The sequence below is a fragment of the Phocaeicola sp. genome, assembly GCF_057861905.1.
Genome location: NZ_DBMACV010000058.1, coordinates 1 through 22,671, shown reverse-complemented (window position 1 = coordinate 22,671; position 22,671 = coordinate 1). Strand labels below are relative to the sequence as shown.

The window sequence follows — 22,671 nt, the reverse complement described above, 5'->3', positions numbered from 1 at the left end:
TTGATTCTGCCAAACTTTTTGCCTGAAAATCAAGCATCGAGGCGAAAAAAATCGCCCCGATGCCATAATATTACGCCAATTTAAGGGATTTTATAGTTTAAAGCTAAAATATCTATAAGCTGAAAATATAATTCAGCCTCTTGATTTGTTAATGCAGGATGAGATGATTGAGGTGACGCATTATAATGCCTTGTTTCTTTTCTTGAATTAGCAATTCCCATTAAATCTTTTATTGTTGTATCTCCAAAGAAAGGAATTAGCTCAGGAAAAGTTTCTTTAATTCGTCTATCAAGTCTATGCTTTAATGGATATAACCAATTAATCATGTCAATTAGTTTCCCCATAATTAGATAACACGCTCTTTCGTCGGATTCAACAGCACTATTATGCACTGCTATTAAATCTTTAATTTCTTCATCTAAAGAATCATAATTATTAAGAGCAATATGTAATTCATCCAAAATAGAGGTTTTCATATTTCCATTAGTAGGAATAGGAACAGCCCGTGCAAATGAAGGAAGCGTTTCCATTAAATATGTATCAATTTCATCAATATTAGCATCCCAACCTTTAGGTATCTCTCTAAAGTCTACAGCTCTAATCCTTTTGTGAAATATCTGATTATGAGGGGAATTTAAAGATATTCCTAAGACATATTTAAGCAACATCGTTAGCTTTTCCACAAAACCTGATGTCAAAATTGAATCATATGTTAAGTCATTATAATCTTTTATAGTTTCTTTTGTAGAAACTATAATACGATATTCATAACCAAATTTTAATTCCCTGTAATCATCTGATATGATCCATTTATCATATTCAAAAGAATTATGCTCATATTCATCAATATGAATCGGCATAGGTTTACTTTTATAGACTATATGCATATTACAAAATTGATTTACAAGCAAATATACACATTTAATATTGATAGCTACTACAATCTTATTATTTTCTAAAAGATTAAATTCAAAATAATAGATTACATAATAAAGCCGAATTTAATTCATAGTTATTAAACTCTTAACTAGGAAAAAAGCTACATATCGAGGACAAATGCTGCCACTTTCTTGGATTTATAACATGGTATCTATTAAATGACATATATTTGCGCACAAACAATTAGCAAATATCACTATGAATCAGAAAAGTATAGAACATATAGCACTATATTCCCTTGTATTGGTAGGTACTCTTGTCGTTGGCGTTTTAGCTCGGCAGTTTGTTTTATCCAAAGGTATTGACGATTTCAGTAGTAGTGTTGCATTTTTTGCAACAGTAATTGTCTTGATGGCGATCTATGCCAGTTTACAGACAACTTTCAATCAGTTTCTGCTGCCGCGCATAGAAGCTTCTCTATTGCGTTTCTCTGCTTTTCAAAAGATGAAAGATAACAATGATACCGTTTCTGTTCCGGAAGCCCTTACAGTCAAAGATTCAAATCAAACTACGCTTGATGTCATTGAGTCTGCTCCTACCGCTGAAGAAACAATCTCTGAACCTTCAGAATATGAAGTTATGCGAACCAAATCTATCGCAAAAAAGAATCGTGCTATTCAAACCAAATTGGAAAAGGTCATTAGATATACGAAGCAAACAATGGTTGCCTATATGAGTGAAGAAGATCTCAACCGCCTATGCGCATACATCGTAGAATATAGTTCAGGCGATACCTTGCAAAAGATATCGCCCGTAAAGGTTGACTCACAACTTAAAAGCATTGACATTATGCACTTTGGTTGGAATATTGGCAAGGCTTTTGGTAGAAAGCGTATTCATACTGCTACCTTCATTAAGAATGTCTTTGCACATACCCTTCGCGACTTGGAAATCTCAACCATAGAGCGTAAAATGTCTAACACAGAAACAAAGTGCATAGTTGAGTTAACAAGCCCCCAATATTAATATTTTAACCTCAGAGTCAAATTAATCGAATGATTAATATTTCCTCCATTTGTCAATAATGCAATTGAAAATATTTTTGTAAATCTAAATATAACTTTTCAAGTTCTTCTTTACTAAGTAACTCTTTAATAGAAATATCCTTATCAACATTATGTGCCAGGAAATTTCGTTGCGCTCTTGCTCTATTCAATCTTATCCTTAAATCAGAATTTGTAATCTTTTTAATCAATCCTGCAGAGGTTAAATGTTTATAATTACTATTCTTACCTAAATATTCAAATAACAATTTTTCAATCGCAATCCACTTGCTCATAAAAGATAAGTAATAATCACCAGATATTTCCGTACTTCTTTTGTTAGCAAGAACATCAAATAATTCAATAGAGACCTCTTTACATAACGCTTCTATTTCATCATTTTGGGGATATAAATCATCTTTTGTCAAAGCTCTCTCTGATTCACCCCAAAATGCACTATTATTTTTAAACTTAAATTTTGCAACTAATCGATTATTGAGATCTAACTCATCTTTATTTGTATACGTTTCACTAAACTCATCTTCCCCAATCAAAAATCCTTCTTGATAATATGGTCTGAGAGCTTGAGGTGGTGCTACACTTAAAAGTCTAACATTTGTCAAATAATGTTCAGAATTTACAGAAATACGATTGGTAAAATATGGGAGAGCAAAAGCATATATATAAGCATACTCATTATCGTTATCTAGTACCGCAAACGAACAAGCTACTTTTAATGATTGGGTAACATCTATCAATGGAGTTTCCGTTACTTCATAATGCTGTAGGATGCTCCACTGCACGATTCTTTTTCTTTTCACGATATAGGTTTTGCTTGGATATTTAGATTTTAACTTCTTAATAAATATTTCACTAGCTATATTTAATTTTTCCCATCTATATTTTAACTCATGTTTATCTAATCTCTCTCCTCTATACAAAGACGGATAGAATGTAGATTTGCCTGATTTCGTATTTTTGTAGTCTTCTTTTTGGCCACGATAGAATAATATACAATCTTTGTTTGCGTAAGATAATTGCGCAATGTGTTTTCGAAGTTCTCTATAGTTAGAAACTTCTATCGCCTCATCTTTAGCAACAGTTTCAGGTGAAGTAAATTTAGATATTTCTTCTGTTAACTCGGGAGTAATTTTTCTCATACTGTCATTTATGCCTCAAACATAAACAAAAGTAGTAAAAAAACTAATCAGGTTTCATCTATTATTGCGTATATTTTATCGTAGTACGCTTTATTTTTACAAAAAACAGTTTCCCTTATCAATTAATTCCAAATAATCGCCATTATAGACATTGTATTAAGTATACAGTTGCTTAATTATCAAGACTATAATAGAATAAATAGTTATCTCACAGTTATATTCCGGTGATGTTTTCCACCATCAAAACACCAATTTCCTTTGCCTGCGAACAATTAAAAACGAGTACGTATGGCAAACGAACAAATCACTTTTGATAAGCTGCCGCAGGCGGTAGGTTATCTCACAGAACATATGGAACAAATCCGGCAAATGGTGGCAGCATTGCAACCGCAGGCTTCTTCCGACAAGCATCGTCTTGTTGAAATTGACGAAGCCTGTAAAATCACACGAAAAGCAAAACCTACCATTTACACGCTTGCGCGTAAAGGACTGATTCCAGCTTATAAAAAAGGTAAGAAACTCTACTTCTATGAAGATGAGTTGCTGCAATGGATTGAGTCCGGGCGCAAGCAGATGCGGGCAATGTCGCTCCAGGAACAGGCAGCAGAGATAGTACATGGAGCGAAGCGCAAACCAAAGGGAGGCTATAACTTTTGATCTGTGCCGCTATGGAAACCTCCAAATTAACAGCAGAAGGTATTATCGGCGAGGCTGTGCGCATTGGAGCCAAAATGTCCGGTGGTGAGTTCCCGATAGAAATCTTTCCTATCAGGATTCTGCGCATCATCAGCAGTTTGCACTATTGTCAGGGCTATCCCGTGGATTATGTCGCCGCAGCTATCCTTGCGGCCATTGCCGTGGGGATTGGAAATTCCCATCTGGTGCAGGTGAAGCGCAACTGGCTGGAAAGTCCCATCCTGTACATGGCACTGATTGGACGCCCCGGAGCGAAAAAGAGTCATCCGCTGAGTTTCGCTTTCCAGCCGTTTATTGAACACGACTATTGTCAGAATCAGGAATATCAGAAGCTGTATGCCGAGTATGAACGCACTATGTCCATGAGCAAAAAGGAACGCATTGAAGCTGGTTTGGATGAATTTCCGCAGGCTCCCATGCGCAGACGCTTTCTTGTTTCGGATATTACTCCCGAAGGATTGAGCCTGATACATGCCCAAAATCCCAGAGGACTCTGCCTTTGGTCGGACGAGCTGTCGGCCTGGTTCAAGAACTTCAACCGTTACAATAACGGTTCGGAAGAACAGTTCTGGCTTTCGGTGTTCAATGCCAAGCCCACGATTTCCGACCGCAAGAGTACACAAAGTTCCATTTTTATCAGACGTCCCTATATCTCCGTTATCGGTACCATCCAAAAGAAAATTCTGGGCGAACTGGTCAAGGGCGAGCGTTCGAGTAACGGTTTCATAGACCGTATTCTTTTCGTGATGCCTGAATCTGTCTTGAAAAGCAGATGGAACGACCGGGAAACTCCAGAAGAACTGGAAATCCAGTGGCAACAGATTATCGACAAGCTGATCGCACAGGATTGTCCGCATGACGAGAATAATGAGTTGCAGCCTCAATGCCTGCCATTCGATGAAGATGCCAAGTACTGCAAACTGGAAATCTATATTATCCGGTTTTGTCTGATTATCCAGCTTGCCCGATGGACTTGCGGAGAGTGCGATAAGACTACGATTGACCTTGAAAGCGTGAATCGTGCCATCCTGCTGACTGAATATTTTCGGACAACAGCCGTAAAAGTGCAGACTGTCGTCAGTCAGGAACAGTTGAGCGAATTGCACCGCAACATATACCTGAATCTGCCTTACAGATTTACAACGGCAGAAGGTATCGGCATTGCTGAAAGTTACGGGATGAAAGAGCATGCTTTCAAGATGTTTCTAAAACGCCATATCGGAACATTATTCAGAAAAGAGAATCATGGAGAATACAGTAAATAAACCTGTTACTATGCACATTTTCGCAACCGAGGGGTTTGTGAAGTTGCGAAAATATGCATAGTAACATCCAAACAGAAAGAAAAATGAACTACAGATTTACATTAGAACCATACAAAGGTGTCAGCACCCGGCACACATGCCCGAACTGCCACCGCAAAAGTTGTTTCGCCAAATACATCGATACGGAAAAGCAAATCAACTTTCCTGATTATGTAGGGCGATGCAACCATGAACAGAAGTGCGGCTATAACTATACGCCCAAAATGTACTTCGACGAGAACCTGATGGCCAAGGAACGATTGAGCGAAGAGTTTGTACCGGTGTCAAAGCCACGCATCAGTCTGCCTCCTGAACCTTCATTCATTGAGCCGGAAATCATGAGGCAGTCCCTGAAATTGTATTACACGAACAAGCTATTTCAGTTCCTGAGTTTCCATTTCGGACAGGAGACTACCGAAGAGCTGATGTTGCGCTACCATGTAGGAACCTCGAAGCATTGGCCGGGAGCTACAGTCTTCTGGCAGGTGGATATTTCCGGACAGGTACGCACCGGAAAAGTGATGCTCTACAATCCCGAAAACGGGAGACGGATTAAAGAGCCGCACAACTACATCACGTGGGTACATTCCCTTTTGAAGAAAGAGAATTTCAACCTCCGGCAATGCCTATTTGGTGAACATCTTTTGTCCTCCGACCAGCAGCGCCCGGTTGCCCTGGTGGAGAGTGAGAAAAGCGCTTTGATATCCAGCTTCTATCTGCCGCAATACCTCTGGATTGCTTCGGGCGGAAAGAACGGAGCATTCAATCGGAATGCCATGAGCGTATTGAGAAACCGACGTGTCCTGCTCTTCCCCGACCTGGGGGCGACCGACTATTGGAATAGTAAAATGGAGATGATCCGGAGCCTGGGAATAGAAGTTTCTCTCTTCGATTTTATGGAAAGAAACGCAACAAAAGAAGAACGGGATGCAGGTTATGACATCGCCGATTTTCTGCTGAGAGAAGAGACAAAGTACGCAATTTTCAATCGTCTTATCACGTTGAATCCGGCCTTGAAAACGCTGGTCGAAACTTTCGATTTACAGCTTGTCAATGTGGAGAAAGCACCGCTTTCAGCAACGGTTCAATATACTCGGAAAGGACTTTTCAAACGATGACTGTCAGATGTCTAATTCACTTCTTTTTCACTGGAGCAAGTTTATGCCGGTGTATTACATTTCCCGGCCACTTGCTCACCTCAAAAGAAGGTGAGACGGCTCCCGATGGTCACAATTATTAATCTCAAGAGCAAATATTATGGACAAGAAAAATACAGTTACAATCCGTCTTACAGACGAACAGTTCAGTTGGCTCAGAGCACTCAGCCGACGCAGTAAACGCAGTCAAAGCGAAGTAGTGCGTTCACTCATCGAACACGGTACGGTGCGTGAACGAATTACAAGAGAAAATCTTGACATTATACGAAAACTGATTGGCGAAAGCACAAACCTGAACCAGCTTGCCAAACGAGCCAACGCTTACGGTTTTTATCGTGTGGCCGATGAGTGCAGTACCGCCGTTCAACAGATTTCACAACTCATAAAACAGCTCAAGGATGATAGGTAAGATTGTCAAGGGCACATCGTTTTCCGGATGCGTAAACTATGTGCTGAAAGAGGATAAATCGCGACTGCTGAAAGCGGTTGGTGTCTACGGTTCGCCCGAAGAAATAGCGGAGCAATTCGAGTTGCAGACTTTACTGAATGACAAGGTCAAGAACACGGTCGGCCATATATCATTGAGCTTCTCCGCAGAAGACGGGGAGCGCATCCGTGACGATGATGGGCTGATGTTGAAGATCGCCCACGACTATATGAAGCTGATGGGAATCGAGAACACGCAGTTCATCATCGCCAGGCATACTGACCGTGAACATCCGCATTGCCACATCGTTTACAACCGGGTGGATAATGACGGCCGCACCATCAGTGACAAGAACGACCGTTATCGAAACGAAAAGGTCTGCAAGATGCTGACAGCCCGTTACCGTTTGCATTTTGCCGAAGGAAAAGAGCATGTCAATTTCATGCGGTTACGTCATCATGACAAGGTAAAGTATTTTATCTATCATGCCTTGAAACGAGAAATTCCGAACGCCCGAAGCTGGAGTGAACTGAGACTGACCTTACGGAAGTACGGAATTGATACGCAATGGAAGCTAAGTCGCACGACCGGAGAGATGCAAGGTGTCAAGTTCACATGTGACCAACTGACCTTTAGCGGTTCCAAGATTGACCGCCAGTTCAGTTTCCTGAACATCGACCAGGAATTGAGATATAACGCTCTTTCTGCTACCGTGAGCCAGCGTCAGACACAGGCAGAAACCATACGCGAGGAACCTCGTCATGAATACCAGCAGGAGAATCATTCTAGCATCAGTGTGGGATTGTTCACGCCCTCTCCTACGGATTATGATACGGAGGAAGCGATACAGGTCAACCGGCTTAAAAAGAAGAAAAAGAAACCGAAACGCAAGCGAGGTTTCAGTCTATAATCAATTTTTTATTAACCATCAAAATTTAAATTATTATGAACTATTCCGATTTTATTTACGATTTCAATCTCTATTTGTGTGAGAGATTCGGTTACAGAAACTGCTGTTCCGTCATGCACAACGCCAACGGCATATGTGTTTCCGTCCATGTAGGCGAAATGGATTTATATATCCGTTTCTGGGAATACAGTTGTGGTGTTGGCAGCATCCCCGACTGGAGCATTATCATTGTACGCAGCAACTTCAAACGAAACCAGCAGGAAAACCTGAAAGACCTTGCCCGCTTCTTCAAGGAGTACGCCCCGCGCTATGGTTACAAATACCTCTGCACCGAGGATGACGACTACAAGTATTATAAGACCCTTGGCCTGAAACTTATCCACAGAGGACTTTTCAGACAATATAATTATGGATTGCCGTTGAAGGAGTTGGAGGTGTAATGTAGATTTCTTTATGAAGGAGAGGTTTTTCCTCTCCTTTTTCTATTTTACAACTTTCAAGATTCAATAGTAAAATACGAATTCCGACAACTTTTCATAATAAGTTGAAATAGTCATCGTTTTTCAAGTCACATGCCATCAGCTTTCTTTAAAGATTATATGTTAGATCCCATTAGCTTCCCATGAATCTATATCACACCAGACTTTAGAATATTCAAATAAAATTCAGGGATTTACTATATCAACATCGATAACAGTCAAAATTATCTCATGATTTCTTTCGCTAATTTTTCAATTCTCATCAATTCATATAATTCATATATTAACAATCCAGAACATATAATACACAATAAGTAAGCAATACATATTGGCAGATACTGATGGAACATGAGAATAACTAACATAAATAGTATATTTCCAGAGATTGTAACAAAAGCCAAATTTTTAAAGTATTTTTCTTTTTTCATCCAATACTCATATTCATATAAGACATTTTGTATTGGTTGATATATATCGGCATAAAAATCACCAGATACCTTAGGTAATAATGACTTCGTTAGCCGTTCGTGATTATATTTCGGTGAAATACCTCTCAAATATTCAAGGCTATATTCGCCAAAATTTTTAGCGTGATTTTCATCAAAACTTACATTATCATTAAAATCACTTATATTTTTATCTTCATAATACCAAATGCCATTTATTTTTTCACAAATTGAATCTAATTCTGTTGCGCTAAAAGAATATATAGAGAAATCTTGTCCACTTATTATAGCTTTTCCTCCATATTTAGAGATGTCCTCTATACATTGTTTCATACTCTTCATATTTGAAGTCGTACATTTTTTCCAACTAAAACAAGACTCAAATGAAGAGACAAACTTAACATAATTGGTAAAACTATGAAAAAAAGGATTCATTCTTTGGTGAAGACGTTCTATTACATAAGTTGTTATCTGCTGATTCTCTATAAATAGCATAAGAAATCCTCCTGTTAATAACGCTGTAAGAATTGTAATAATATTTGTAATTTGATCTTCCATAGTAACTAAAATTTTCTATTTTGTTTATAATAAGCATTTGCCTTTTCACTTATTGTTTTATAATTTTCATAGCGACCTCCAAACATTCCTTGCTTTATTGGAGCCCATTCATTCTTGAGATTATCTGCACTTTCCCAAAATATGGTATATGGCTCATCATTGCCATATTCTTTATACATGTATTCTCTTCTAAGAAACTCACCAAGAGGAAAACTTTCCGACAATATATAGCATTTATTATAACCATAAATTAGAGATTTCATATGCTCCCAAATAAAAAAGGTTTTTTCATATTCAGAATCAACAATAAAATAATCTTTAAAAAAAGGTCGTAACTCTTCAAGAAAAAAAATACTGAAAGGATAGTAATAACATTCCCTCATTAATGAGTTCCATCTATCATAACTCCAATGCGTGCCACCTAATAAATATAATAATGGACGTCGTCGTGCAATATCTATAAAATTAGGAGCCGGGACTGATAATCTTAAAATATTATCAAGTTCTCTGAATCGGTTGTATTTCACACAAGCAACCCCCATTACATTGAATAAAAGCATTGGAGCAAGAGCATGTAAATATTGTGTGTATTCAATAAAACTTTCGCCATTCCTAAATGGTTTTATACACAACTTCACCAATAAGTCACCAAATGGTTTTATGTGTGACCACTTTCCCCATCTTACTGCCAATATTGTAGTTTCCAATAATGGGGAAATTGCAGCTTTGTGGATTTCCAAATATTTTGAGAAAGAATCCCGTGTCAGTTGAAAATTATATTGGGCGTGTTCAATTATAGTATTATAAGCATTGTTACCTAATCCGTCAAGCATATCTATATACTCTATGTCATATTGATTGGATGATAAATACTTCTTAAATTTTGCGATCATTATATCATGCCCAATATTTTTATTGACATGATTTTCATTTAATGCAGAAACTTGCTCCCAGAGTTCGGAAAACATTTCGTCCGCACCAGATATAGGCAACAGTTCTCCGTGTCTTAAACGAGATAAATCTTGTATGCTTTCTTTTGCCGTACCAACAGTTGCAAAAAATGAATTATATCTGGGTAAAGTTGATTCTGAGATAATATTGATAAGCCCCTTATCCCATTCGCCAGACCAACCGCAAGTTATGAGTCCATAATCCTCAAATATTCGCTTCAAATACTGCTTCATTGTTGGCGGGTATTCGTCAAGTTCTTCCGATGTATTCCTAAATTGGCAATCAATATAATCTCCATTGATTTTCACAATAGTAGGGATCTGACAATGAACAAGTGGAGTTGCCTGAGAAATAGCTGCCTCATGAGAAATAACTTGTGGAGTTATTCCTTCAGATTCAAATGCCTGTTCCAACAATCTGTCAAAATTAGTGGTTAAAATAACACGTACATAACCAGCTTTGGCTAATTTAGCAATGGCTTTATGTGCTTTTGTCGGTTGCTTCCATCCTAAATCCTTTTCATCATCAGTAGGTTCAAAAAACTGTTTCATTAATTGTACTCTCTCAGTTGGAGTCTGCACTAACTCTTCCAATAACGATGAATAGGAAGCCTCTTTCTTATATTTATCTTTAAACCACTGATGTGCATCCTCCTTTATAATCATCCTTTTAACAGCTGCCAATTGCTCTATAAGACATGATTCAATTTCCCATCCTGTTGGAATATGTGCAGAACGTGATATTCCAGAACCCAGTAAAAGGGCATAAGCACCTTTATTGGAATACATGGAAAACGCCAATGTAGTTAATCTTTCTATTTTCATAATACAATATCATAACTGATAAAGACAAAGGTAATTCTTTTTATTGAGAGCACATGTTATTATCATCTATAAATATTGATGTAATTCGCCATTTTAATGAAAAATCATATAGTTTGAATGATATTTTATTGAGTTCTATTCATTACCTTTGCAATATAAGTAGAAATGATTATCACCAAATGGAAGTGACAAAAGACATAAACCGCATCAAGGTTGTGCTTGTGGAGAAGAAGCGGACCAACAAATGGTTGGCCGAACAATTGGGCAAAGACCCTGCCACAGTATCGAAGTGGTGCACGAACACATCACAACCCGGACTGGAAACGCTGCTGGAGATAGCACGTGTTCTGGATGTAGATATTAAAGAACTGCTGAACTCTACACGTGACGATGTTCAGTTAGTCAGAATTCAAAAACAGTAAAGCCAAGTAATGTTATGAACAGTAATGATAGAGCCAATCTCATAAAACGTATCAACACTTTAGAAGGACTGACCGATAAAGAACGTAGTGCCTTGTTAGGTTTGTTACGAGAAAATAAAACTTATGGTCTTGTATGGGAAGATAAGCCGGAGGACGTAGAAGAACGTCTTCGCGATGAACTGCCCATCTTGACAGAGGTGCCGGAACGTGCCATAATCAGTGAAGATAAAGATGCCCCTAATCATATTCTGATTGAAGGGGATAATTTGGAAGCCCTCGCCACCTTAGCTTATACACATGAGGGTAAAATTGATGTTATCTATATAGATCCACCATATAATACCGGTAATAAAGATTTTAGATACAATGACAGCTATATTGATAAGGAAGATTCTTATCGACATTCTAAGTGGTTGTCATTTATGAGCCGTCGTCTGAAAATTGCAAAGAAGTTGTTGGCCGATGATGGGGTAATTTTTATTTCAATTGATGATAATGAACAAGCACAATTGAAAATGCTTTGTGATAGTTCTGATTTATTTGGAGAAAATAATTTCAGGAATAATATCTTAGTGAGGCGTAGAATAAAAAGTCTTAATTCTCAATTTGCTTATAAAGGATTATTTAGTCTTAATGTTGGTTTTGAGTATATCTTATGCTATTCAAAGACAAATCAATATTTAATGCCAGCATTAAGAATGACAAAAGAAAAAGCACCAACAAAAGGTCGATGGGATGTGTTTTGGAGTAATGCTGATAGACCTACTATGAGATATGAAATTTTAGGCTTCACACCAGAAACAGGACAATGGAGAAATTCTAAAGAGAAAGCAGATATTGCAATAAAGAATTACAAAGAATATCAAGACAAATATTCAGAAGAATATTCTTTGGAAGAATATTCTGAAACTACCGGAATAACTGATTTCATTCGTCGTATTCCTAATGGTAAAGGTAAAAATGGAGGTGTTCAACATTGGATAGCTCCAGATTCAACAAGTTTAAGAACAAGCAATTGGACGGATATTGAAGTTTCACAAATTGGAAAAGAGTTCGATTTACCTTTTGATAATCCTAAGAGTAAACTATTAATGATGGAAATTCTTAAAATGACTCGAAAAGAAAATCCAGTCATACTCGATTTTTTTGCAGGAAGTGGCACAACCCTTCACGCCACTATGCAACTGAATGCAGAAGATGGAGGCCGTCGCCAATGCATTCTTGTTACCAATAACGAGAATAATATTTGCGAAGAGGTAACCTACAAACGTAATAAACAAGTAATAAATGGATATAAAACTCCCAAAGGCACAGAAATTCCAGGACTAACCAAAAATAATCTCCGCTATTACCGTACCGGATTTGTTGGACGCAATCGCTCAATGCAGAATATGCGAAAACTGGTTAATCTTGCTACAGATATGCTTTGTATCAAGGAAAACCTCTATACGGAACAGAATACCTTTGGAGGGCAAAAGACCTATAAAAATGTTTTCCGCTATTTCGATGATGGAAAAAAACAGATGCTTATAATTTATCGTGAAGAAGCCATCGATGAGTTGGTTGATATAATCTATGATATGGATATATCCCAACCAATAAAGGTTTATGTGTTCTCACCCAGCGAAGATCCTTGGGAAGGTTCGTTTGATGATGTAAGCGACAAAGTGGAGCTATGCGCTCTGCCACAAGCCATCTACAATACTTACCGCAGAATCCTGCCCAAGAAAAAGGATGCCGTCGTCATGCCTGAAGAAGATGCCCTGGCAAGCACTCAAGAAGAGGAAGACCTGTTTAATGGAATGTTGAACTTTACAGATGAGGAGGAAGCATGAAAGAGCAGCAGGATAAGAAAAAAGAGCAAGTAAATGTACGCAGCAGTGCAGCAGAATACTTGAATTATGTGGCATGCGTGGGAAATGATGAACAGCAGATAGAAATACGCTATGAAGATGAAAACATCTGGCTCACCCAGAAACTGATGGCAGCACTATATGGTGTAGAAGTACATACCATCAATTATCATATCAAAAAGATATTTGCAGACAGTGAATTGCAGGAAGATTCAGTTATTCGAAAATTTCGAATAACTGCCCTGGATGGGAAACAGTATAACGCAAATCATTATTCATTGGAAATGATTATTGCTGTAGGTTTTAAGGTTAACTCAGAAAAAGCTGTACAATTCAGAAAATGGGTAAATGGAATTGCAAAAGAGTACACCATCAAAGGATGGGTTATGGACTCGGAAAGGCTAAAACGCGGAACCTTTCTTACCGATAAGTATTTTGATGAACAACTGGAACGTATTCGTGAGATACGTGCCAGCGAACGTTTGTTCTATCAAAAAATAACAGATTTATATGCTACTGCCATAGACTACGACAAGACTGCATTGGCTACACGGCGCTTTTATGCTACAGTACAGAATAAAATGCACTATGCTGTCCATGGACATACTGCAGCTGAACTCATTGTGGAACGTGCAGATGCTACAAAAGAACACATGGGATTGACAACATGGGCTGATGCGCCGGATGGGAAAATACGGAAAAGCGATGTAGTGATAGCTAAAAATTATTTGTCAGATACAGAAATGGGACAACTTCAACGCATGGTTACTGCCTATCTGGATTTTGCAGAATCAATGACTTTGCGTCACATTCCTCTGACTATGGCCGACTGGGAACAACGTTTGAACAGTTTTATCAATCTCTTTGAATACGGTCTTCTTAATGATGCCGGACGTGTGACTGCTGAAATTGCACGTTTACACGCAGAAACGGAATTTGAAAAATACAGAATCATACAGGATCAGTTATTTTTATCAGACTATGACCGTTTTCTGCTGGAGATGAAAGAGATAGAAAAGAAAAACTTGGAGAATAAAAAAGGAAGAAAACAATGAAAAATATACCATACCAACAGAACGCCATCAATGAGCTGACCGATAAAACGATCCGTCTGTTAAACCTCGGTGGCAAACGACATAAAATTGTGTTTGAAGCACCAACCGGTGCTGGAAAAACGGTCATGACCTGTCAGGCTTTGGCAAATATAACCGATGAATTGAAAGAACGTGGTGACAGCCGTTATCAGGAAGTTGCCTATATCTGGTTCGCACCTCGTAAACTTCACCTGCAAAGTTATACCAGTCTAAAGAATGCCTTTGGTGAAACACGGAAACTTCGTCCTGTAATGTTTGACGAGATTGAGCAAAGTGAAGGCATACAACCCGGAGAAATATTGTTTGTCAACTGGGAAAGCGTAAACAAAGAAAGCAATGTCATGGTACGCGAAAGCGAAAGCTTTGCTTCTTTGTATGAAATTGCACGACGGACACAAGAAGAATACGATTTGCCCATTGTGGCCATCATAGATGAGGAACACATGTTCTGGTCAAAGACTGCCGATAAATCGGCAGCGGTGCTGGAACGTATCAATCCTGCTGTGGAATTGCGTATTTCGGCCACTCCCAAAACACTTCATCCTGATGAGAAAGTAAAAGTTTACCGACAGGATGTTATTGCTGCAGAAATGATTAAGAAGGAAGTAGTGCTGAATCCGGATATAGAACTGGATTTCAGTGAAGAGCGTACACTTAACGAAAATCTGATTAAGGCGGCATTGGCAAAACGTAATCAGTTGGCTGAGCTTTATCAGGAATTGGGCGTCAAAATCAATCCCCTATTACTTATCCAGCTGCCCAACGATGTGAAGGAAACCATGACTTCGGAAGATCAAGCTATCGCAGAACAGGTGAAAACCTATTTGGAAGCTATATGCGGGATAACCGCCGAAAATGGATTATTGGCCGTATGGCTCGCCAACGAAAAAGAGAATCTCGCCGGACTGGAACGGCCCGATAATATGACGCAAGTATTGCTATTCAAAGAAGCAATTGCTTTGGGTTGGGACTGCCCTCGTGCAGCTGTACTGCTAATCTTCAGAAAATTGCAAAGCGACCAGTTTACGATACAAACTGTAGGACGTATTCTGAGAATGCCGGAACAGAAACATTATCCGAAAGAACAGCTTAATATCGGTTATGTTTATACCGACATTGCAAAAGATAAAATTCAGATTGTCACAGCCGATTCCGACTATATCTTGAAAAATACGATTATGGCATGCAGACGTGAAAATCTTGAGAATGTATCTCTACCGGCTTACTATTCAGAACGCCCTAATGTGGAACGAAATTATTTAGGACCCGACTTCAAAAAAACATTGTATGAAGTGGCTGATGAATTCTGGAAACTGGAAAGAGGTGCCGGATTGTTTTCTATCGCTGAATTGGCCGCTTTAAGAAATGATAATGATGAATTTACTCCGTTGCCAGAAAGTGATGACGATTTAGTAAATGAAAACAGAAGACGGGTAAAGAATTCAATTCGTTTGGATGTCAAGACAATCAATGTGGAGATTCCGAAAGATGTACACTTCCAGAATGAAGAACAGATATTGAAAGTAGATCAAGTGCGCTTTGCCCGTAAAGCATCTGAAATAGACCGTGTATTTATGGCATATATAAGCGGTAAGGGACATCAATTTGAGAGTAAAGGTAGAGCCGATAAAATAGCCAACTATCTGCTTGAAATGCTCGCCGACTATTTTGGAATTTTCGATACAGATGCCAAGAAGGTCGTTCTTTATTATGATAACAGACCCAAATTTGACCGTTTACTGGACACTGCCTTAGAAACATATGCCCGTAAAAGAGAGCGAGCAAAGAAAAGATCTGCGGCAGCCAGAGAATTAAAACAATACAACTGGGAAATTCCGGAAGAAAGAGTATATGACAGCGAGACTAATCATATCGAGACAGCAAATAATCATGCTTTGCTGCCATTCGTACAACTTAACGAAGCTTCTAATCCGGAGAAGGAATTTGTGAAATATTTGGAAGAACATTCACAATGGATTGACTGGTGGTATAAGAATGGGGACAAAGGAAAACAACATTATGCCATTGCATACGGAAAATCTTTATTTTATGTTGATTTCGTTATCCGTATGAAGAATGGACATGTATATCTTTTCGATACGAAAAGTGCTGGAAGTGATGTAACTGCTCCTGAGAAACATAATGCCTTGTTGCAATATATACAGGAATATTCAACTAAAGATACACCTCTTTATGGAGGAGTTATCATTCAAGATGGAAGTAACTGGCTATATTCCAAACTGCCCATTGAGAATACAACTGATTTGTTAAACTGGGATGCTTTTTATCCTGAAAACGCATAAAGATTATGGCTAAAGGTATAGATCCGAAATTTGTTCACTACGGCATCCGCAAAGATGATTTAGCTATGATAGAAGCAATCTGTGAAGCGGAAGGTGTAGATTTTGACTGGTTAAGTGAAGATATTCTGAAGGCCTATCATGCCAAGAAGGTTGACGTGATAGAAATGAGTGATAATGAAACGGAAGACATCATCCGTAATGCAATCCAAAAAATACGTCAATAAATACGATTATGCTGATACAGAGAATTAAAATAAGCAATTATAAGACTTACTTGTCACTTGATCTGGATTTGACAGTCGATGATGATTGCCCTATTATTCTGATTGGCGGTGCAAATGGTGGCGGTAAGACTACTTTATTCGAGGCCATAAGCGGAGCTCTTTATGGTTTGAAAATTGAAAACAAAGAGCATTTCATGGAATTGCTCAATCAGGGGGCCTTAAACACAGCCAAACCTGAGATTTCCTTACAGATAACATTTGTAGGGAAAGTACTCGGCCAGCAACAGAAGTACATATTAAAGCGTGTTTATCAGTTAAATCCGCAAGGAAAGCCATTGGAAAGCGTATCGCTGAACATGAACGGGAATATGTATGTTTACGGTACGATGACTGCTCCCAAAGACCGGGTAAAAGCAGAACAGGAAATCAATAAAATCATCAAAGCCAATCTGCCTCAGGAACTGAGTCAGTATTTCCTGTTTGATGCAATGCAATCGAGTGAACTGCTGAAGAAAAATGTATTTGCCCAAACCATTCGTGATAATTTTGAGAATGTATTGGGCTTCAAAAAGTACCTTCAGTTAAAGCGTGCCGCTGAAAAGCTACAACAGGAATGGGCTCAACAACGTCTTGAAGCAGAAAAAGAAGCCCAGGAATATAATGAATTATGCGCACAAAAGGATAAGCTGACCGCAGACTTAAATACTTGTATAGCAGAACAAGATACAAAATATAAGTATCTTGCGTCGGTAGAAGTGGAATATAAACGGGCAAAAGACGGTGCCCAGGAAGCATCTGCCCTTAACAAGAAGATACAAGAGCTTGCCGGCAAAATTGACGATATTGTAAAGCGTGCAGCAACTTATGCTGAGGACCTGAAAGCATTTGTTGACAACATAGAAATTGATTTATTCTTGCCTAAATTAGCTTCAAACCTGGCACAAGAAATCAATAATATCTTGCACATAAAAGAACAGCTTCAGAAAGAGAATACAGGTGCCTATCCGTTGGAAACATTGAAAGATGTGACAAACAAAATTATAACTTACTTAAAAGATTTGTCACTGTGCAGTGAATCTGTGGATGAAGAACAGGTTGTATCTCATATTGTAGCTATCCAAAATAGCACTAATAAAGAAGATCCTTTTGGTTATCTTGACGAAGCGGAAGTAACCGCTTTATCTAATTTGGTAAAACGAACTGGCTCTAATCAGTTCATTGCACTTGACCGCCAGCGCCAGGAACTGGAGATTCAACTTTCGACGTTGGATAACTTACGTTCTCAAAAACAGACCTTGGAACAAACGCAAGCTGGTGGTAACGAATATCTAATTCAAAATTATGAAGCCGCTCAAAAACAGATAGAGAAACTGAAAAGTCAGGAAGCGACACTGAAAGCAGACATTCAACGTCTTGAGAAACGGATTCATCAGTTTGATGTACAAATCCAGCAAGAACCTGATATTAAATTTGATACTTTGGTCAAGCTTAAACCTCTGTTTGAAAAGATTGCAGACAGTTTACTGAAGAAGAAAAAAGCCCAGATTGAAAGTGAAATGCAGCAACAACTCAACAAGTTACTGGTTTCATATAAAGGTCATGTAGCCAAAGTTGAGTTATCCGACAGCATTGAACAATTCAATATAAAACTCTATCATACTGCCGGAAATGAGATTTCATTGAATCAGCTTAATGCTGCATCCAAACAAATCTTTATCCAAGTTTTATTAAAAGTATTGCGAAACCTGGGAGATTATAATCCACCTGTAATGATTGATACAGTAATGGGTGTTCTTGATAATGAAAGTCGTGATGCCTTGATGGAAGAATATTTTCCACAATTGGCAGAACAAACTATTTTGCTTTGTACGACCTCTGAAATCAGAACAGACAGCGACTACATCAAACTGGAACCGTTTATTTCCAAAACCTATACACTTCATCGCAATGTAGAAGCACAGAATACTACGGTTGAAGACGGTTATTTTGGTTTAACTCTTAATCAGTAAAAGAAATGAGCATCATAAATTTTTCAAATACGCGCCAGATGGAAGGATTGTTTGATGCAATCAATCCAATCAAGGAACTGATTGAATCAAAAATCAATCTTTCCAGAACGGCTGATCGGGAGAAACGTATAAACTTGAATCAGAATAAAGTAATGCGTATCTGCTTCATCGTGGGACTAAGCTTGCCTACAAAGCGTTCCATAGATGATTACAAGGACATACAATTGTCTGTGTCATCCATAAGAATTACTCCCAGTTTTTTCACAATGCACGATTTAAGCACCTTATATTCGGCATTGTTAAAACTAAGATATGCAGACTTGAACATTGATTGGACTCAAAACGCTACTCTTTCTCGAATTATCGCAGCAGAAATGCTTCGTGGACGTGACTATCTGATGTCTGACAACAATCTGGATTCCTTCTTATACGCAATGAACAACAAAGTAGCCATGGCAAAAGATATTCCAGTCCTGAATCTTCTGATTGGTAACTATGGCGATGAAGAAATGGAAGCGACTTTGGATATAAACAGTCGTTCCATTACCAACTCACAGATTATCATTGCGGGAGCTACAGGATCTGGAAAGACCAATTTGCTGGCTGTTTTGATTCAGCAATTCAGAATGTTATCCACAGAATCACAATATCCTGTGAACTTCCTTTTGTTTGATTACAAAGGAGAGTTCAGCGATATACAGAATAATCATTGGTTATCTCTCTTCGACGTGGATCGTTCTTGTATTCTGGATCCATTGACACAGCCATTGCCTTTTACTCCATTTAAGGATTTCACTGGGCGTTCTATCAATGAAATCAACCTGTACTCTACTGAAATGTCTTCAGCCTTATGCTCTATAGACCGAGTAAGTGCGAGTGCCAACATGAACAACCGCCTTAGTGAAGCTATTGTAGAAGCCTATAAATCAACAAATGGAGCCCCTATTTCATTTGAATTAATGCTGAAATGCTATCAATCACGAATGAAAGATGCAAATAATGATGATAGTATTTCTTCTGTTCTGAAACAATTGGTTAATGCGCACATCTTTGAATCAGAAGATAAAGTTTCCTTGATTGATGACAGCTACATCATCAAGATGGACGGATATCCCAAAGATGGACCTATAGCCAAAGCTATTGTATATTTCTTGATGTCCAAACTTAATAACATTTATGAGTTACTGGATAAGCAAGCAGTAAATGATGAAGTAGTACAAATACGTCATTTCTCTATTATTGATGAAGCTCACTATATGCTTGACTTTGACAATCGCCCCCTGCGTAATCTAATTGCAGTAGGACGAAATAAAGGTCTGAGTATTATCCTTGCCACTCAGAATATGAGTAGCTTCAAATCAAAGGGGTTTGATTTTTATGCCAATGCTCAGTATCCTCTGATTATGAAGCAGCAGACTATTGACGATAAGGCCATCAAAGACTTGTTTGGCGTGAGTGGTCAGGAACTTCAAGAAATCAGGACAGCAATAGCAGGGCTTCAAAAAGGTGAATTGATTATTAAAGACCAGATGGCTTTTGCTCTTGGCATGGGAAATAAGTATAAGAAAATTAATGTAACACACTTGATATAAACAATTTAATTTAAGAGTATAAAATGTGGTCAGATAATGAAACAACGCAAGATTTGCTTGGCTATCAGGTCCATGCAGATTTACTCAAAAAAATAATTTTGAATGATGATATGTTACCCATTTCCATAGGGGTATTTGGAAATTGGGGATCTGGAAAAAGTAGTTTGATGCTATTGCTTCAAAAGTCCTTGCATGAATGGGAAAAATCTCAACATGAAAAGGATTGTAAGATTATACTTCAAGTGTATTTTAATAGTTGGCAGTTTGAAAGCTATGACTCAACAAAACTGACAATGATAGAAAGTATATTAGAAGCACTTGACAAAGATATTAATAAGCGAAAAGATGTATTTGAACGGGTAGATGATTTGCTCGAGCGAATCAACTTTTTGAAAGCAGGCGTATTTATCTTGAAGAAAGCCTATGAAAATCTCACTCCTGATTGGCTGAAGAAATGGTTGCCAACAAAGGAAGACCTTGATAAGATAACAAACAAGGATAAATACAACAATCTACTTAAAGATGTAGCAAAAGGTAATACATCAAAATTTATCGCAACATTCAGAGAACTCTTTGAAGAATTGGTTGACGATATGGGATATAAGGCTGTTGTTGTCTATATTGATGATTTGGATAGATGTGAACCCAAAAGAATTATTGGTTGCCTGGAGGCCGTCAAGTTGTTTGTAAATGTAAGGAAAACCGCATTTATCATTGGTGCAGATGAACGTATTATTGAATATGCTATTAGTCAGCATTATCCTATTCAAATGAAGAAAGAAGATATATCCAGTCCATTTTCAGACTATTTGGAAAAACTCATTCAGCTACCATACAAACTACCACGTTTGTCTGACAACGAGCAAGAGACTTATATCACACTTCTTCTATGCAAAAATCATTTAAATGATATCTACTTTAATGAAATACATCAGAAATATTTGGAGTTCAGAAAAACAGACAAGCATTCCAAATATAATATAGATGACATCAAAGCAAATATTTCCAAAGATAAAAAAATTGATTTTCATGCAGTAGAATATCGTTTACCAACTGTACCTCTTATTAAGCGTTTTTTAAATGGTAATCCACGACAACTAAAACGTTTTCTAAATACCTTATATGTACGTCAAGAGTTAGCTGAGGTAGCAGGTTTTACAGATATACGCCCTGAAGTATTAACCAAACTAATGGTATTGGAGTACAACACACTGTACAATTCTCGTTTTGAAGAACTTTATAAACTTCAAAATGCAAATGGAGGTGTTTTGCCATTGGATGATGTTGAGCAAGAAGCAAAAACTGAAAATGGTATTCAAAATCCACAATGGAAAGACAACTGGTCGTCAGATTATTTGAGGCAATGGTTAAGCTCAGATCCGTCATTAAAAGATATAAATTTACAAAACTACTTCTGGATAGCACGAGATGCTTTGAAAAATGAAAAACCAATAGCTTCGTTGGTTACAAACAAAGTCATGCTGTTATTCCGAAGATTATGTACCTTGCAAACAAACAGTATGATGAAGCGAGATTTGCCTGGAATTATTAATGCTTGCGATGATTCAGAAAAAGACATGATTATTCACTTGATTAATGATAACCTAAGAAAAGATCCAAAGTCAGAAAATTGTTGGAGAATACTTAATTGCGATGAGAATAATTTATTATTTGGTGACAAAATAGACAGATTAAAATTATTATTCAGTAATATAAAGACCGAAGATATAGAAACAAAAGCGGATATATTTTTTGTTAGAATGCTTTCATTAAGCAATGAGATACATAATTATATAAATAGTTTGCCAAAAGCGAACCCTTTAACAAAAGCTATCGAACGAAAAATTCAAAAATAATAAATATGGGTACATCACAATCACATAATTTGAAATCTTCGCCTAATTGGTCTGCAGCAAAACGAGCCATGACGAGTCTAGCAAATGGAACAGACAATAAGCCTGCCTCAAATGCAAAGTTTTTTGGTAATTTAGGAATAGCGCTCGGCAATGGTTTGTATAGGGGTGGCAGAATTGGAGGGCATGGAGGTAAGAGAGGCGGCAGTTCGTTTGGACGTGCTGGTGGACATGCAGTCAGAGGGTTGGCTACTGTTTTAAACAATATTAAACAATATGGACTTGTATCAAGTTTAGGCATTGATAGACTGCCTGATACACAAAAGCCGAAAACGCCACATGATTTCAAGGAATTGCTTTTGCACGAGATCATTGGAGACAATGATTCTACAATGGATGATGCAGCAGCAACTTATGCAATGGATAAAGTGCTGAATGATATTTTGTCAGATTGTAAAGACGGACAAGAAATTGAAGATAAACTTCA

Annotated in this window: 19 protein-coding genes and 1 pseudogene; 16 read left to right on the top strand and 4 right to left on the bottom strand. The window is 37.9% G+C overall.

Translation table 11 applies throughout. The features are described 5' to 3' along the window. Nucleotides 1-80: 80 nt before the first annotated feature. Nucleotides 81-887 carry a hypothetical protein gene (locus ACZM60_RS11125; RefSeq protein ID WP_489521539.1) on the bottom strand — a complete coding sequence of 269 codons (807 nt, stop codon included), beginning with the start codon at nucleotides 885-887 and terminating at the stop codon, nucleotides 81-83. 250 nt (nucleotides 888-1,137) lie between these two features. Between ACZM60_RS11125 and ACZM60_RS11120 the strand changes: the two genes are divergently transcribed. Then, nucleotides 1,138-1,905 (top strand): mobilization protein, encoded by a 768-nt coding sequence (locus ACZM60_RS11120; protein ID WP_489521538.1) that lies wholly within the window; start codon nucleotides 1,138-1,140, stop codon nucleotides 1,903-1,905. A 52-nt stretch (nucleotides 1,906-1,957) separates the two neighbouring features. Here ACZM60_RS11120 and ACZM60_RS11115 read toward each other — a convergent pair whose 3' ends face one another. Then, a complete protein-coding gene (locus ACZM60_RS11115; RefSeq protein ID WP_489521537.1) occupies nucleotides 1,958-3,082 on the bottom strand; it encodes an FRG domain-containing protein in 1,125 nt (374 codons plus the stop codon). Between the two features lie 288 nt (nucleotides 3,083-3,370). Here ACZM60_RS11115 and ACZM60_RS11110 point away from each other — a divergent pair, with 288 nt between their 5' ends. The 6 genes from ACZM60_RS11110 (at nucleotide 3,371) to ACZM60_RS11085 (ending at nucleotide 8,016) form a co-directional block, all read left to right on the top strand. Next, a complete protein-coding gene (locus tag ACZM60_RS11110; protein WP_489521536.1) occupies nucleotides 3,371-3,739 on the top strand; it encodes a helix-turn-helix domain-containing protein in 369 nt (122 codons plus the stop codon). Between the two features lie 11 nt (nucleotides 3,740-3,750). Then, nucleotides 3,751-5,043, top strand: a complete 1,293-nt coding sequence (locus ACZM60_RS11105) for a DUF3987 domain-containing protein (protein ID WP_489521535.1) — start codon at nucleotides 3,751-3,753, stop codon at nucleotides 5,041-5,043. 83 nt (nucleotides 5,044-5,126) lie between these two features. Next, nucleotides 5,127-6,200, top strand: a complete 1,074-nt coding sequence (locus tag ACZM60_RS11100; protein ID WP_489521534.1) for a DUF6371 domain-containing protein — start codon at nucleotides 5,127-5,129, stop codon at nucleotides 6,198-6,200. A gap of 139 nt (nucleotides 6,201-6,339) precedes the next feature. Continuing rightward, nucleotides 6,340-6,648, top strand: coding sequence for a MobC family plasmid mobilization relaxosome protein (locus ACZM60_RS11095; protein WP_489521533.1), 309 nt, complete (start codon nucleotides 6,340-6,342; stop codon nucleotides 6,646-6,648). Continuing rightward, nucleotides 6,638-7,576, top strand: coding sequence for a relaxase/mobilization nuclease domain-containing protein (locus ACZM60_RS11090; protein ID WP_489521532.1), 939 nt, complete (start codon nucleotides 6,638-6,640; stop codon nucleotides 7,574-7,576). Before ACZM60_RS11095 ends, ACZM60_RS11090 begins: the two co-directional genes overlap by 11 nt. A gap of 35 nt (nucleotides 7,577-7,611) precedes the next feature. Continuing rightward, on the top strand, nucleotides 7,612-8,016 hold the full coding sequence (locus ACZM60_RS11085) for a hypothetical protein (RefSeq protein WP_489521531.1): 405 nt from the start codon (nucleotides 7,612-7,614) through the stop codon (nucleotides 8,014-8,016). A 263-nt stretch (nucleotides 8,017-8,279) separates the two neighbouring features. Here ACZM60_RS11085 and ACZM60_RS11080 read toward each other — a convergent pair whose 3' ends face one another. Both ACZM60_RS11080 and ACZM60_RS11075 read right to left on the bottom strand, forming a co-directional pair. Then, entirely contained in the window at nucleotides 8,280-9,059 is a 780-nt protein-coding gene (locus ACZM60_RS11080; RefSeq protein ID WP_489521530.1) for a hypothetical protein, read from the bottom strand. Between the two features lie 5 nt (nucleotides 9,060-9,064). Next, nucleotides 9,065-10,834: an SIR2 family protein gene (locus ACZM60_RS11075; RefSeq protein WP_489521529.1), complete on the bottom strand. Its 1,770-nt coding sequence runs from the start codon at nucleotides 10,832-10,834 to the stop codon at nucleotides 9,065-9,067. 179 nt (nucleotides 10,835-11,013) lie between these two features. Here ACZM60_RS11075 and ACZM60_RS11070 point away from each other — a divergent pair, with 179 nt between their 5' ends. From ACZM60_RS11070 to ACZM60_RS11030, 9 genes and pseudogenes are all read left to right on the top strand, one after another. After that, a complete protein-coding gene (locus ACZM60_RS11070; RefSeq protein ID WP_489521528.1) occupies nucleotides 11,014-11,256 on the top strand; it encodes a helix-turn-helix transcriptional regulator in 243 nt (80 codons plus the stop codon). A 14-nt stretch (nucleotides 11,257-11,270) separates the two neighbouring features. Continuing rightward, nucleotides 11,271-13,091, top strand: coding sequence for a site-specific DNA-methyltransferase (locus ACZM60_RS11065; protein ID WP_489521527.1), 1,821 nt, complete (start codon nucleotides 11,271-11,273; stop codon nucleotides 13,089-13,091). Further along, nucleotides 13,088-14,164 carry a virulence RhuM family protein gene (locus tag ACZM60_RS11060; protein ID WP_489521526.1) on the top strand — a complete coding sequence of 359 codons (1,077 nt, stop codon included), beginning with the start codon at nucleotides 13,088-13,090 and terminating at the stop codon, nucleotides 14,162-14,164. The genes ACZM60_RS11065 and ACZM60_RS11060 overlap by 4 nt, the downstream gene beginning before the upstream one ends. Beyond that, nucleotides 14,161-16,506: a DEAD/DEAH box helicase gene (locus ACZM60_RS11055; RefSeq protein WP_489521525.1), complete on the top strand. Its 2,346-nt coding sequence runs from the start codon at nucleotides 14,161-14,163 to the stop codon at nucleotides 16,504-16,506. Before ACZM60_RS11060 ends, ACZM60_RS11055 begins: the two co-directional genes overlap by 4 nt. Before the next feature lie 5 nt (nucleotides 16,507-16,511). Then, nucleotides 16,512-16,730, top strand: coding sequence for a DNA modification system-associated small protein (locus ACZM60_RS11050; RefSeq protein ID WP_005646242.1), 219 nt, complete (start codon nucleotides 16,512-16,514; stop codon nucleotides 16,728-16,730). Between the two features lie 8 nt (nucleotides 16,731-16,738). Then, nucleotides 16,739-18,739, top strand: a complete 2,001-nt coding sequence (locus ACZM60_RS11045; protein ID WP_489521524.1) for an AAA family ATPase — start codon at nucleotides 16,739-16,741, stop codon at nucleotides 18,737-18,739. Between the two features lie 5 nt (nucleotides 18,740-18,744). After that, nucleotides 18,745-20,331, top strand: a complete 1,587-nt coding sequence (locus tag ACZM60_RS11040) for an ATP-binding protein (protein ID WP_489521523.1) — start codon at nucleotides 18,745-18,747, stop codon at nucleotides 20,329-20,331. A 23-nt stretch (nucleotides 20,332-20,354) separates the two neighbouring features. Then, nucleotides 20,355-22,187, top strand: coding sequence for a KAP family P-loop NTPase fold protein (locus ACZM60_RS11035; protein ID WP_128129252.1), 1,833 nt, complete (start codon nucleotides 20,355-20,357; stop codon nucleotides 22,185-22,187). A gap of 5 nt (nucleotides 22,188-22,192) precedes the next feature. Then, nucleotides 22,193-22,671 (top strand): annotated as a pseudogene (locus tag ACZM60_RS11030) (hypothetical protein); the annotation flags it as partial.